This window comes from Salinivibrio sp. PR919 (assembly GCF_001995355.1).
GTDB classification, from domain to species: Bacteria; Pseudomonadota; Gammaproteobacteria; order Enterobacterales; family Vibrionaceae; genus Salinivibrio; species Salinivibrio proteolyticus.
The window spans coordinates 25601-38785 of sequence record NZ_MUFL01000011.1; the positions used below are offsets into that span (position 1 = coordinate 25601).

At 49.6% G+C, this 13185-nt stretch carries 12 protein-coding genes; 4 read left to right on the plus strand and 8 right to left on the minus strand.

The annotated features are described in order from the left end of the window. Positions 1-21: 21 nt before the first annotated feature. Positions 22-1719 carry a sensor histidine kinase gene (locus tag BZG83_RS03430; RefSeq protein ID WP_077479383.1) on the plus strand — a complete coding sequence of 566 codons (1698 nt, stop codon included), beginning with the start codon at positions 22-24 and terminating at the stop codon, positions 1717-1719. Further along, on the plus strand, positions 1716-2435 hold the full coding sequence (gene btsR, locus BZG83_RS03435; protein ID WP_077479384.1) for a two-component system response regulator BtsR: 720 nt from the start codon (positions 1716-1718) through the stop codon (positions 2433-2435). The genes BZG83_RS03430 and btsR overlap by 4 nt, the downstream gene beginning before the upstream one ends. A 20-nt stretch (positions 2436-2455) precedes the next feature. On the opposite strand, the gene BZG83_RS03440 is transcribed toward btsR, so the two are convergent. The 7 genes from BZG83_RS03440 to ffh form a co-directional block, all read right to left on the minus strand. Further along, positions 2456-2845 (minus strand): DUF2799 domain-containing protein, encoded by a 390-nt coding sequence (locus tag BZG83_RS03440; protein WP_077479385.1) that lies wholly within the window; start codon positions 2843-2845, stop codon positions 2456-2458. A 101-nt stretch (positions 2846-2946) separates the two neighbouring features. Beyond that, positions 2947-4371 carry a carbon starvation CstA family protein gene (locus BZG83_RS03445; RefSeq protein ID WP_077479386.1) on the minus strand — a complete coding sequence of 475 codons (1425 nt, stop codon included), beginning with the start codon at positions 4369-4371 and terminating at the stop codon, positions 2947-2949. Between the two features lie 227 nt (positions 4372-4598). Next, positions 4599-4952, minus strand: coding sequence for a 50S ribosomal protein L19 (gene rplS, locus BZG83_RS03450; RefSeq protein WP_069586885.1), 354 nt, complete (start codon positions 4950-4952; stop codon positions 4599-4601). Between the two features lie 28 nt (positions 4953-4980). Next, on the minus strand, positions 4981-5736 hold the full coding sequence (gene trmD, locus BZG83_RS03455; protein ID WP_069586884.1) for a tRNA (guanosine(37)-N1)-methyltransferase TrmD: 756 nt from the start codon (positions 5734-5736) through the stop codon (positions 4981-4983). A 25-nt stretch (positions 5737-5761) separates the two neighbouring features. Beyond that, positions 5762-6289 (minus strand): ribosome maturation factor RimM, encoded by a 528-nt coding sequence (rimM, locus tag BZG83_RS03460; RefSeq protein WP_077479387.1) that lies wholly within the window; start codon positions 6287-6289, stop codon positions 5762-5764. Positions 6290-6317: 28 nt separating this feature from the next. After that, entirely contained in the window at positions 6318-6566 is a 249-nt protein-coding gene (gene rpsP / locus BZG83_RS03465; protein WP_069586882.1) for a 30S ribosomal protein S16, read from the minus strand. A gap of 198 nt (positions 6567-6764) precedes the next feature. After that, entirely contained in the window at positions 6765-8138 is a 1374-nt protein-coding gene (gene ffh, locus BZG83_RS03470; RefSeq protein WP_077479388.1) for a signal recognition particle protein, read from the minus strand. Between the two features lie 184 nt (positions 8139-8322). Between ffh and BZG83_RS03475 the strand changes: the two genes are divergently transcribed. Beyond that, positions 8323-9120, plus strand: coding sequence for a cytochrome C assembly family protein (locus BZG83_RS03475; protein WP_077479389.1), 798 nt, complete (start codon positions 8323-8325; stop codon positions 9118-9120). Between the two features lie 107 nt (positions 9121-9227). Beyond that, the gene (locus BZG83_RS03480; protein WP_077479390.1) at positions 9228-10511 is read left to right on the plus strand and encodes an HlyC/CorC family transporter; all 1284 of its coding nucleotides are present in this window, start codon (positions 9228-9230) and stop codon (positions 10509-10511) included. Between the two features lie 88 nt (positions 10512-10599). Here BZG83_RS03480 and BZG83_RS03485 read toward each other — a convergent pair whose 3' ends face one another. After that, entirely contained in the window at positions 10600-13179 is a 2580-nt protein-coding gene (locus BZG83_RS03485; RefSeq protein ID WP_077479391.1) for a LuxQ periplasmic sensor domain-containing protein, read from the minus strand. Positions 13180-13185 lie beyond the last annotated feature (6 nt).

The window sequence follows — 13185 nt, forward strand, 5'->3', positions numbered from 1 at the left end:
TAGTTACCCCTTTTTATTGTTATGGCGTTAGTGCTTTCGTTGCTGCAGCAGATGAGCGTGTATCTTGTGATCGCGTATTTGCTGAGCAAAACTCCTGTGTTTATGCCGCTGCTCAGTATTTCTGGGCGGCTATCGCACAAGTGTGTCTGCTATGTGCTTTTTTCCGGCTTCTGTATTCTCGGCACCTATTTTGGGTTGCACATCCAAGACGCAATCGCGAATACCCGCGCTATCGGTGCCGTGCTTGGCGGTCTGCTTGGCGGCCCTGTGGTGGGGTTTTTGGTCGGCTTAACCGGCGGACTACATCGCTATAGTTTAGGAGGGTTTACAGATTTAGCTTGTGCGATCTCGACCACAGCAGAGGGCGTGATTGGCGGCTTAATGCACCGCTACTTGGTCTCTCGCAACCAAACCAGCCGCTTGTTTTCCCCTACCGTGGTCCTGAGCGTGACGTTTGTAGCAGAGCTGGTACAAATGGCCATCATTCTCGCCGTCGCCGAACCCTTTAGTCGTGCTTATGAGCTCGTCAGCGCGATCGCCGCGCCCATGGTGATCGCTAACTCAGTCGGCGCCGCGATGTTTATGAGCATTATTGTTGATCGCAAGACGTTGTTCGAGCGCTATTCAGCAGCGTTTTCCAGTAAAGCACTTAAAATTGCTGAACGCTCGGTCGGTATTTTAAGCAGCGGGTTTAATCAACAAAGTAGTGAACAGGTCGCCGCCATTATCCAGCAAGAAACCGGCGTGGGGGCTGTGGCAATCACAGACCGCGAGAAAATCCTCGCCTTTACCGGCATTGGTGATGACCACCACTTACCCGGTACCCCCATTGCGTCCGATTATACCCGACGTGCTATTGCGGATGACCAACTCATCTATATCGACGGCGCGGATACCCCTTATTGCTGCTCACTGTCTCCCCATTGCAAACTGGGCTCTGTGTTGGTGATCCCGCTGCGTGGCGGGGATGGCTATGTGCTAGGGACGGTGAAGCTTTATGAGCCAAAACGTAAACTGTTCTCGGCAATCAATGTCACCATGGGAGAAGGGATCGCGCGTTTGCTCTCCAACCAAATTTTAACTGGTCGTTATCAGCGCCAGCAAACCTTGCTGACCCAAGCGGAGTTAAACTTGCTACGCGCCCAAGTGAACCCTCACTTTTTATTTAACGCGTTGAACACCATCAGTGCGGTGGTCAAGCGCGAGCCAGAGCGCGCCCGTCAGTTAATCCAGCACTTATCCACCTTCTTTCGTAGTAACTTAAAACAAAACCGTGAAACCGTCTCGCTTGAGCAAGAGCTGAACCATCTTGATGCCTACCTGGAACTCGAACATGCCCGCTTTGCCGATCGAATGAGTGTTGAAAAGCAGATTGATCCGGCTATCTTGCACGCGGTGATCCCCAGTTTCACCTTACAGCCTTTGGTTGAGAACGCGGTGAAACATGGGATCAGTCAATTAATGGCCGACGGTCAAATCATCATTCGTGGTTGGCAAGAAGGCGAGTGCCTGTATTTACAAGTCGAGGACAATGCAGGTTTCTATCAACCAGCGGCACAGCATGCTGGGCTGGGGCTTCGTATTGTTGATAAACGGATACGCGGATTATTCGGCGGACAATACGGGCTTAAAATGACCTGTCAGCATGATCACTGGACTCGTGCCACCGTGACCTTGCCATTAACCGATACTGCCCCAAACAAGGAGACCATGGCATGATTCGAGCGTTAATCGTGGATGACGAATTGTATGCACGTGAGGCCTTGGAAGATGAGCTGCTAGGATTAGGCGGTGTAACCATCATTGGTCAATGCAATAACGCCATTGATGCACTAAAAACCATTAATCACACCCGCCCCGATGTGGTGTTTTTAGATATTCAAATGCCTCGCGTCACCGGCCTTGAGCTGCTTGCAATGCTTGACCCCGAGACCATGCCCAAAGTGGTGTTTGTCACCGCCTATGATGAGTTTGCCGTACAAGCCTTTGAGGACAACGCATTTGATTATTTGCTCAAGCCCATCGAAACCGCGCGCTTAAAAAAGTCACTCGACAAACTGTCGCGTGAGTTAAACCGACAAGAGGACTATCAGGCGATCACACSCGCACTGGAGCTGCTCCCTTGTGCGGGCCATAACCGGATTACCTTAGTGCCTCACCAGGATGTTGAAGTGGCACGCACCTCAGTAACTGGCGTGACACTACTCACCGCCAATGGAGAATCCGTCACCCATTTAAGCTTGAAAGTCTTAGAAGACAAAACGCCCTTAATGCGCTGCCACCGGCAATTTTTGGTGCACCCTGCCGCCATTCGGGAGATCCGGCTGTTAGATAATGGGCTCGCGGAGGTGGTGACCTCCTCCGCTCATTCGGTACCGGTAAGCCGACGTTATCTTAAGGCACTGAAAGATAAACTTGGTCTTACCCATAATTGATGCCGGCACCGGCTTTAGCGCTAGTAAAACTGGCTATTCGCTTGGCTTTGGTAATCGTTATAGCCACGTTGCCACTCCATACGAAAACGCTGTGAACCGGGTCGGCTTTCGCACACGCCCATATAGGGGTTGCCATCCAACCCGAGTTGATACGCATGTGCAGGATTGCAGTATGCGTCAATGCCATGAATATAGCCTTGCTCGTAGTCGAGGTAATTGGCGGTCATACGGTCGCCCGCTTTGTTCACCAGTGTGCGTAAGTCGTTTAAGGTTCGCTGTGGTAGCCCGCGCTGGCCATCTTGCTCACCCAGTCCATACCAGTTTTGCTCATCCACTAACGCTTGTGTAGTCGACGCTGCACACCCCGTCATCAGCACAATAGTCAGTAACGAAAAAAGCGCGTATTTCATGCCACCATCCTTTTGATCAAAAAAGCCCCAGCGAGTGCTGAGGCTTTGATCTTAGCGCATTTTATACGTTATTGCTGTAATACCAATTGGTTAGGATGGCATCATTGCTCGTCAGCAATCAGCTGAGGATTCGGCTTATAGACCACGAGGAACGCAATACYCGCCACCACCGTTGTTACCAGGCCAATGATGGTCGCTGTGTTCATCGGTAAGCCAAAGCCAATGTCGGCGTTGGCTAAGTAGGTCACCGTCACTGCGGTCATAAACATCGCTGGAATAGTGCAGACCCAGTGCAGCTTATCACGCTTAATTAGGTAGGCTGCCGCGGCCCACAACATGATCATCGCCGTGGTTTGGTTGGCCCAACCAAAGTAGCGCCAAATCACGCCAAACTCGGCCTTGGTGATCAAGTAACCCACCACAAACATAGGAATCGCAATCAGGAGACGTTTCATCAATGGCTTTTGCTGAATATTCAAAAAGTCAGCAATGATCAAACGCGCAGAACGGAACGCGGTATCCCCTGAGGTGATAGGCAATACAATCACACCTAATACCGCCATAATGCCCCCGACGGTGCCCAAGAGCGAGGTAGAGACCTCATGCACCACAGCGGCAGGACCGCCATTGGCGAGCGTTTGGTTCAACGCATCCGTAGATTCGTAAAAGCTTAATCCTAAGCTACACCAGATAAGCGCAATCACACCTTCACCAATCATGGCGCCATAAAAGATAAAGCGACCCGACTTTTCATTCTGCATGCAGCGCGCCATCAATGGCGACTGGGTGGCATGGAAACCTGACACCGCCCCACAGGCAATAGTGATAAAGAGCAGTGGCCACAATGGCAGATCAGTGGGATGGAAGTTAGTGGCAAAATCGAGCCCTTGGCTGTAGAAGCTGTGATCGCTCGCGGCCAAACCAATCATTAAGCCAACCGACATAAAGACCAATAAGGCGCCAAAGAACGGATAAAAGCGGCCAATAATCTTATCGATCGGTACCACAGTCGCGAGGATATAGTAAGCAAAAATGATCGCCACCCATACCGGTACACTCATCGCCGATAAGCTACCTAGCAGCTTGGCAGGGCCCAAGACAAAGACCACGCCCACCAGCATCAAGAGTAACACCGCAAAGAAGTTCATAAAATGTTTAGCGAAGTTACCTAAGTGCTCGCCGACTACCGCAGGAACCGACGCGCCTTTTGCTCGGACACTCAGCATACCTGAGAAATAGTCATGGACCGCACCGGCAAATATACAGCCAAACACAATCCACAACATGGCCACCGGTCCATACAAGGCACCGAGGATTGGACCAAAAATCGGCCCAAGGCCTGCAATATTAAGCAGTTGAATAAGATAAACTTTTTTATCAGATAGCGGGACGTAATCCACACCATCGTTCATGCTCATGGCGGGTGTCGCTTGTTCGGGTTTTGGACCGAACACCTTGGTAATAAAGGTGCCATAAGTGAAGTAGCCGGCGATCAAAGCCACTACGCAGAGTAGAAACCAGGACATTCTCGTTCTCCGTCTCGATACGCAGCGATGCTGCTAATCAGTGAGTAAGGTACGGATGCCATTTTGCCCTATTGTTTGTCTATGTCTTGCGCTYTTTCAGTGAGTGGCAACATAGCAAGTTAAATGGTCRTGACGGGCATTAAGTGGTTTCGTGACCTGACTGTAAGAGAACAATAAAAAAGCCCGTCCATCGGGACGGGCTTTCTGAGCAATAAACGCCGGAGCGATTACTTCTTGTTAAGACGCTCTTTGATTCGAGCTGACTTACCAGAACGCTCACGCAGGTAGTACAGTTTGGCACGACGTACTGCACCGCGACGTTTAACAGTAATGCTGTCGATAACTGGCGAGTGAGTTTGGAAAGTACGCTCTACACCTTCACCGCTAGACATTTTACGTACGGTGAATGCAGAGTGCAGGCCACGGTTGCGCTTAGCAATTACCACACCTTCGTATGGCTGCAGACGCTCACGGTTACCTTCTTTTACTTTAACCTGTACCAGGACAGTGTCACCTGCTTGAAACTCAGGCAGGTCTTTTTTCATTTGCTCGTCTTCGAGCTGCTTGATGATGTTACTCATTGTCTATAACCCTAGAATAAACTGAAACTCAATTTGATTCGGCACTTGCTCGATGCTCTTTAATGAACTCGGCAAGTAGTGATTCCTGTTCGTCAGTCAGAGCTAGGTTTTCCAGGAGCTCTGGTCGTCGTAGCCAAGTGCGACCTAGCGATTGCTTTAATCGCCAGCGACGAATGTCCTTGTGGTTTCCGGATTTTAGCACCTCTGGTACCGCCAACCCATCTAACAACTCAGGACGCGTGTAGTGTGGACAGTCTAACAACCCGTTGGCAAAGGAGTCTTCCTCTGCTGACGCCATGTCGCCTAAAACGCCCGGTACAAACCGAGCAACAGCGTCTACTAACGTCATCGCGGGCAGCTCGCCCCCACTGAGCACAAAATCTCCCACCGACCATTCTTCATCGACGTGAGTTTGTATAATGCGCTCGTCTACCCCTTCGTACCGGCCACAAATCAAAATAAGTTTTTCATTGCTGGCCAGTGATTCGACCCCCGCTTGGTCGAGCTTACGCCCTTGCGGAGAGAGGTAAACCACTTTCGCGTTATCGCCTGCGGCTTGTTTGGCAGCGTGAATGGCATCGCGCAACGGCTGAACCATCATTAACATACCGGGGCCACCGCCGTAAGGTCGATCATCAACCGTACGATGTTTGTCTTGGGTGAAATCACGCGGATTCCACGTTTCGACGTTTAACAGCCCTTTTTTAACCGCTTGGCCCGTGACTCCAAAATCAGTGACGGCTCGGAACATTTCTGGAAAAAGGCTGATAATGCCAACCCACATATTTCCGCTCGCTTACTGTTGGAGTTTAAAAACCAGGATCCCAGTCAACTTCGATCCGTTGAGCAGTGCGATCAATCGACTTGATGACCTGCTCTTCAAGGAACGGAATTAAACGTTCCTTTTTGCCAAAAGCATCTTTCAGGTTGGCTTTAACGACAAGTACGTCGTTCGAGCCCGTTTCAAGCATGTCTGTCACAGTACCGAGGTGATAGCCTTTCGTATTCACCACGTCCATGCCAAACAGCTCACGCCAATAAAACTCTTCATCCGATAACGCTGGCAGTGCTTCAGCACTAACGGCGATTTCGGCATTGGTCAGCATCTGCGCGTCTTCGCGCTGATCCAGCCCTTTGAGCTTGGCAACATACCCTTTGTTGTGGCGCTTCCAGTCTTCTAACTCGAAACGTTGCCACTCGCCACGCACCTGGATAAACCACGGTGAGTAGGCAAAAATGCTCTCAGCTTCTTCAGTGTAAGAAAAAATCTTGAGCCAGCCTCGAATGCCGTATGACGAGCCAAGCTTGCCGACGACGATAGTTTCTTGCTCACTCATTTCTTCTTTTAACCCTGACACTGATTGCTTACGCTGCTTTCGCTGCGTCTTTGATCAGCTTAGCAACACGGTCAGAAACCGCAGCGCCTTCGCCAACCCAGTGGTTTACGCGATCCAGGTCAAGGCGTAGTTTCTCTTCCTGGCCTTGAGCTACAGGGTTGAAGAAACCGATTTTCTCGATGAAGCGACCGTCGCGCGCCTGGCGGCTGTCAGCTACAACGATTTGATAGAATGGGCGTTTTTTCGCGCCATGACGTGCCAAACGAATGGTTACCATATCGTCCTCATTTGCATTACTTAATAAAATTGGCCCCGTTTCGCGTAAGCAATGCGGGGCCTCGTGCCAAAATAAAGCTCGGGAATTTTACTCTTTATTGCTGTGATTGCAACTGGTTTAGCCAAATTTTCACCAGCTGTCCCAAGCCTCACAGCGAGTTGTCATGCAGGCTGACGCTTCATCCGCCTGCAAAATGGGTTAGCCCATAAAGCCACCACCAGGTCCACCCGGCGGCATCATGCCTTTCATCTGACGCATCATGTTACGCATGCCGCCTTTTTGCATTTTCTTCATCATTTTTTGCATCTGGGTAAACTGCTTGAGCAGACGATTGACGTCTTGCACTTGGGTCCCAGAGCCGGCTGCGATACGTTTTTTGCGCGAGCCTTTGATGATCTCAGGGCGTTGACGCTCACGTGGGGTCATCGAATTGATGATAGCTTCCATTTGCACGAACATCTTATCATCAACGTTATCTTTCACGTTGGCCGGTAAGTTCGACATACCCGGGAGCTTATCCATCATCCCCATCATGCCGCCCATGCTTTTCATTTGCTGCAGTTGGTCACGGAAGTCGCCCAGATCAAAGCCTTTCTTTTCTTTGAACTTCTTGGCCATTTTCTCGGCTTTGTCTTTATCGACATTACGCTCGAGATCTTCGATAAGTGACAGCACGTCACCCATACCCAAGATACGGGATGCCACCCGGTCAGGGTGGAATGGTTCCAGTGCGTCAGTCTTCTCACCCACACCCAAGAATTTAATCGGCTTACCGGTAATATGGCGAACCGACAATGCAGCACCACCACGCGCATCACCATCGACTTTGGTCAATACCACACCAGTCAGTGCTAACGCATCGTTAAAAGCCTTGGCGGTGTTCGCGGCGTCTTGACCGGTCATGGCGTCCACCACAAACAAAGTCTCGACTGGGTTTATCGCATGGTGAACGTCTTTGATCTCGTCYATCATTGCATCGTCAACGTGCAGACGACCGGCGGTATCGACGATCACCACGTCGTAGAATTTGAGCTTCCCTTCATCGAGCGCTGCTTTGGCGATATCTACTGGGTTCTGGTCTGCGCTCGACGGAAAGAAATCAACGCCAACTTCACTGGCCAGTGTTTCCAACTGTTTAATCGCCGCGGGGCGATACACGTCAGCCGATACCACCAGCACTTTTTTCTTATGGCGCTCTTTGAGCATCTTACCCAGTTTACCCACACTGGTGGTTTTACCGGCACCTTGCAGGCCCGCCATCAGGATCACCGCAGGAGGCTGGGTGGCAAGATCAAGCTGCTCATTAGCATCGCCCATCACCGCTTCCAGCTCGGCTTGAACGATCTTGATGAATTCTTGCCCCGGGGTCAGGGTTTTCGATACCTCAATCCCCACGGCGCGCTCTTTAACGCGTTTAACAAAATCACGAACCACAGGGAGCGCGACATCGGCTTCCAGTAGCGCCATACGCACTTCGCGCAGGGTTTCCTTGATATTGTCTTCCGTTAATCGACCTCGGCCGCTGATATTTTTTAGCGTCCGGGATAAACGTTCTGATAAATTTTCAAACATGCGTTACTCGCCCACTCGTCCTATTGGCCCATGACATTGACCGTCAGGGTGCAATCGCTGTCGCGAAATTAATTGAGATTATACCGCAATCCCCCCATCGCTTGCATGTATCGATAGCGACAGAGATTGAGGCAAGGTATACTCACACCTTCATTCTTATTGATTAACTGACTGATCGGTGACGATGGATATTCTGACAGCCTTATTGGCATCACTGCTTTATCTGGCCGCCATTTTGCAGATCATCCCCGGCTTGTCCAGCAACAATCAGATTAGTGCGAAGCCGGTCTTCTTTACTGCACTGGCTGCGCTGGCATTGCACGCATATCTGCTCAAGGATTTAATCCTTTCTGGCAGCGGGCAAAATTTAAGCATACTCAACGTCGCGTCGTTGGTAAGTTTCATCATTGCTATGATGACTACCGGCCTGATTTTCCGACTCCGTTTATGGTTTTTGCTGCCGGTTGTCTATGCCTTTGCGGGGTTAAACCTCGCCAGCGCGACCTTGCTACCCGGTGCCTTTATTACCCATTTAGAGTCACACCCTGAGGTGTTGTTGCATATCTCCTTGGCGCTGTTTGCGTACTCGACCCTGATGATTGCAACCTTGTACGCACTGCAGCTGGCTTGGCTCGACTATCAGTTAAAACATAAAAAACGTCAGGTCATCAACCATAACGTCCCACCTTTAATGATGGTGGAACGCCAACTTTTCAACATTATTTTAGTGGGTCAGAGTTTACTGACGTTCACCTTAATTACTGGATTTGCTTTTGTCGATGATATGTTCGCGCAAGGAAAAGCGCATAAAGCCTTCCTATCGATGGCAGCATGGGTGGTCTATGGTGTGCTACTATGGGGCCACTATCAATCTGGCTGGCGTGGACGTCGAGTGATTTGGTTTAGTATTGTAGGCGCCTTTCTACTCACATTGGCCTACTTTGGTAGCCGATTTGTTCGCGAGATCCTTATTGCGGGTTAATCGTCACTCTAGAATGCATGATGGGTGCGCTCACCACCCAAAGGCATGTCAGTGTTATACTCTCGAGCAGACGCTCACATTTTAAAACAAACGTAAGGAACAGTTCGTTGGACGACATATCGACGGGAATATTAATTTCCTTCTTGGTATTGCTTATCGTCATTTCCGGGTATTTTTCCGGCTCTGAGACAGGCATGATGGCATTGAATCGATATCGATTACGCCACCTTTCTAAACAGGGCCATACCGGTGCCAAGCGCGTTGAAAAACTGCTAGCACGCCCGGATCGCTTGATTGGACTCATTCTAATCGGCAATAACCTCGTCAATATTCTTGCCTCTTCTATTGCGACTGTCTTAGGGCTACGTCTTTATGGTGATGCCGGTATTGCGATTGCGACCGGTGTCCTGACGATGGTGATTTTGGTGTTTGCAGAAGTGACACCGAAAACCTTGGCAGCCTTATACCCTGAGCGCGTTTCCTTTCTCAGCAGCTTTGTACTCACCATCTTAATGAAGGTGTTTTACCCGGTTGTAAGCTTGGTGAACTTCATTACTAACGGCTTTCTACGCTTACTTGGCTTAGGCGTGAAAAGTGATGGGAAAGACAATTTAAGTACCGAGGAGTTGCGTACCATCGTTAATGAGGCCGGCAGTTTAATCCCTCGTCGTCACCAGCATATGCTGATCTCGATCTTAGAGCTCGAAGAGGTGACGGTAGACGATATTATGGTGCCACGTAACGAAATCACAGGGATCAATGTCAACGATGACTGGAAGTCTATTATGCGCCAGCTTACCCATGCGCCACATGGCCGTATGGTACTGTATCGTGACACCATCGACGAAGTAGTCGGCATGTTACGGGTACGAGAAGCGTACCGCTTGATGGTCGAGAAAAACGAATTCAATAAAGAGACCTTGTTGCGCGCTGCAGATGAAGTGTACTTCATTCCAGAAGGCACCCCGCTCAACGTACAGATGCTGAAATTCCAACGTAACAAGCAACGCATTGGTCTGATTGTGGATGAGTACGGCGATATTATCGGTTTGGTGACCTTAGAAGACATTCTCGAAGAGATCGTGGGGGAATTTACCACCTCACTCTCGCCAAGCTTAGCCGAAGAAATCACTCCGCTGACAGATGGCGGTTACCTGATTGAGGGTAGCGCCAATATCCGTGATTTGAATAAGAGCCTGAACTGGGATCTCCCTACCGACGGCCCCCGCACATTGAACGGTTTGATCTTGGAGCACTTGGAGGATATTCCTAATAGCCGCCTAAGCGTGGAAATTGACGGCCACCTAATTGAAATCGTCGATGTTGCCGAGAATATGATCAAACAAGTTAAAGTGCTGCCAATCCAAAAGCAGAAAGTCACCACCGAGTAGAACAGAATGCGCCGTTAAGTTTTCTAACGTTAGAACTACTTAACGGCTCTGCCTTTTTCCCGTTATATTGACCTTATACGCAAACCTCTCACTGATCAGCGGGGCTCTGCTCTACCATTGCTTGGTGCTCAGTTTGGTAATAACGCAACGCTTCAACAAAGCTGTCTTCTTTGATGGGTTTGACAATCACATAATTTGCCCCGGCCTCATAAAAGGCTTCATGCACACTGCCATATGCATCGGCAGTACACGCATAAACCGGCACATTAAGCCCTAGATCTTGGCGAATAGCCTTAGTGGCATCAATGCCACCCAAATTGGGCATTTGGTTATCCATCAACACAAGATCATAGGTGCTTTCGCGTAAAGATGTAAGTGCTTGCTCACCATCTTTTACCCAATCCACGCTGATGTCGTGTTTTTTGCAGAACGCTTGTGCCACCATCGCATTAATCTTGTTATCTTCCACTAACAGCACGCGCTGAATGCCCGCCTGTTTGGCGTCAAACACGGTGCTTTCCACCATGGTTTTAGGTTTATTATCTACATGTTCGACTGGCACCGTCAGCGTAAAGCAGCTGCCTTTCTCCGCTTCACTGGTCACCTCAATCGTACCGCCGAGTAAGTCGAGCAGACTCTTGACGATGGAAAGCCCCAATCCACTGCCGCCGTATTTGCGCGTCACACTTGAGTCAGCCTGAACGAAAGGATCGAATAAGGTGTCGAGTGCGTCTGCACTCATGCCCACCCCTGAATCTTGCACTTTTATAATCAAGCGGTGCTGATCCCCCTCCATTGGGGTAAGTTTGACTTCAAGCGCCACATTACCCTGATGGGTAAACTTCACCGCATTACTCATCAAGTTAAACAGTATTTGGGTCAAGCGTGATTGATCAGAGCGTATCACGGTGTCGTCTGCGAGATTAGACTCAATAATCAGTCCAATACGCTTACTTTCGCATAGCGGCGTATAGATGTTTTCTACCGTACTGATGATATCGTGCAAATAAAAATCACCGTACTCGATGGTCATCTTACCTTGCTCAATTTTGGACAGGTCCAAAATATCATTCAGAACAGTCAGTAAGTGCTCACCACTTTGGTACAAACTTCCCAATAGCTCGCTCTGCGCTTTATCTTCCACTTTATCGCTGAGTATTTGGGTAATGCCCAGAATGCCATTGAGCGGTGTCCGGATCTCATGGCTCATCTTAGCGAGGAATTCTGATTTTGCTCGGGCGGAGGCTTCTGCCGCTTCTTTGGCACGTTGGCTTTGCTGCTCTGCTTCAATCAACGACGTAATTTCCTGCCCTTGCCCGATGACAGCTTTGACTTGGTTATCGACCATCAAAGGGGCAAGGTTCCAACGATACACGCGGTTATTGATATGGATATTGACGCCTTTAAGAATGGTACCATCGACGGCACGCTTGAGATACGGCGAGATAGCGCGCATAAACTGCATGTACATCCAGCTCGTTTGCTGCGCATCGGCATCATAATTCAGTTTTAATTTGGCCGCCGGGTTAATACGCGTGATGGCAAAGTCGGTATCCCAAACAATAATGGGTGAGAGCGCATAATCAAACAAATCCTGCAATGACCGCTCTTTTTCGTAAAGGGCATCAAATGTCGATTCGAGTGTCTGACCGATGTGATCAAACTCTTCAATATCAGAGCCCGCAAAAGGCAAGGTTCGCTGGCGTGAGGTCGCGCCCAATGTATAACGCATCAACTTATCGAGTGAGCCAGCAATACGGGTTTTTACAAACCGGTTGACCCAAATAGCCGCCACTAAAATCACTAACGTGGTAAGTAAAAGGTTGATCCCCATTTGGCGCTGTAACGCGAGTACATTGTCATTGCGTTGCGCCGACAGTACGGCGATGTTTGAGTTTTCCCCTTCAATACGCAAATTAGCGTGACTGATAAGATAGTTGCGAAACGCTTGGCTWCTCCCCTTAGTGGGTAAGGTGAGTTCGTTAGCGAAATTATCATCCCCGGTCAGTGTGGAAGCGAGCGTTAACTCTTTAACCGATAGCCAAACGGCTTGCGTACCACTGGCTCGCTGCAGACTTTTGGCAAAAGAAAAATTGCCATTGAGCATCACCGCAACATACAGGTAACCGCCCAACTTACCACTGGCTTGGAAAACGATCGGGGTTTTACGCATAAGCACATACCCCTGCTCCATCTCGGTAGTAATGGTGGTCAGTGTCCAGCGGTTGATATCTCGCAGCTGTGCGCGCAAGCGCTCAAGCCCTTTGTCATCAATGCCATGAAAAAGGCTACTGCCATCGTGCCATAGCAACTCGCCATCACGGGCAATAAATCGGAAATCAGGGGTATTGGCGGCATCTTGCTGCTCTTGCTCGATAAAATAGTCATCGAGAGCAATCCGATCGCCTCGTGCCACCAAGGCTTGCAATGTCATACTGGATGCATTGGTATTTTGGTGGATCTGCAGCGAGTCTAGGCGACTATCAAACACATTCTGTAACAGGCGTGACGTTTGTGTCAGCGTGCGCGTCACTTCCTGATTAATACCCGCCAACGTCAGCTGATAACTCTGGACATAAACGCCCACGGTCACAAACAAGAAAAACACTACGATAAGACGCGTGAGTAGCTGTGAAAGTGACAGTTTTTTGGAGCCTGACATAGTCATGATGCG

Excerpts from the sequence above, each read along its gene's own strand:
- rpsP (WP_069586882.1), bottom strand. The coding sequence starts at position 6,566 with ATGGTAACCATTCGTTTGGCACGTCATGGCGCGAAAAAACGCCCATTC.
- rimM (WP_077479387.1), bottom strand. The coding sequence starts at position 6,289 with ATGAGTGAGCAAGAAACTATCGTCGTCGGCAAGCTTGGCTCGTCATAC.
- BZG83_RS03430 (WP_077479383.1), top strand. The coding sequence starts at position 22 with ATGGCGTTAGTGCTTTCGTTGCTGCAGCAGATGAGCGTGTATCTTGTG.
- rplS (WP_069586885.1), bottom strand. The coding sequence starts at position 4,952 with ATGAGTAACATCATCAAGCAGCTCGAAGACGAGCAAATGAAAAAAGAC.
- trmD (WP_069586884.1), bottom strand. The coding sequence starts at position 5,736 with ATGTGGGTTGGCATTATCAGCCTTTTTCCAGAAATGTTCCGAGCCGTC.
- BZG83_RS03440 (WP_077479385.1), bottom strand. The coding sequence starts at position 2,845 with ATGAAATACGCGCTTTTTTCGTTACTGACTATTGTGCTGATGACGGGG.
- BZG83_RS03475 (WP_077479389.1), top strand. The coding sequence starts at position 8,323 with ATGGATATTCTGACAGCCTTATTGGCATCACTGCTTTATCTGGCCGCC.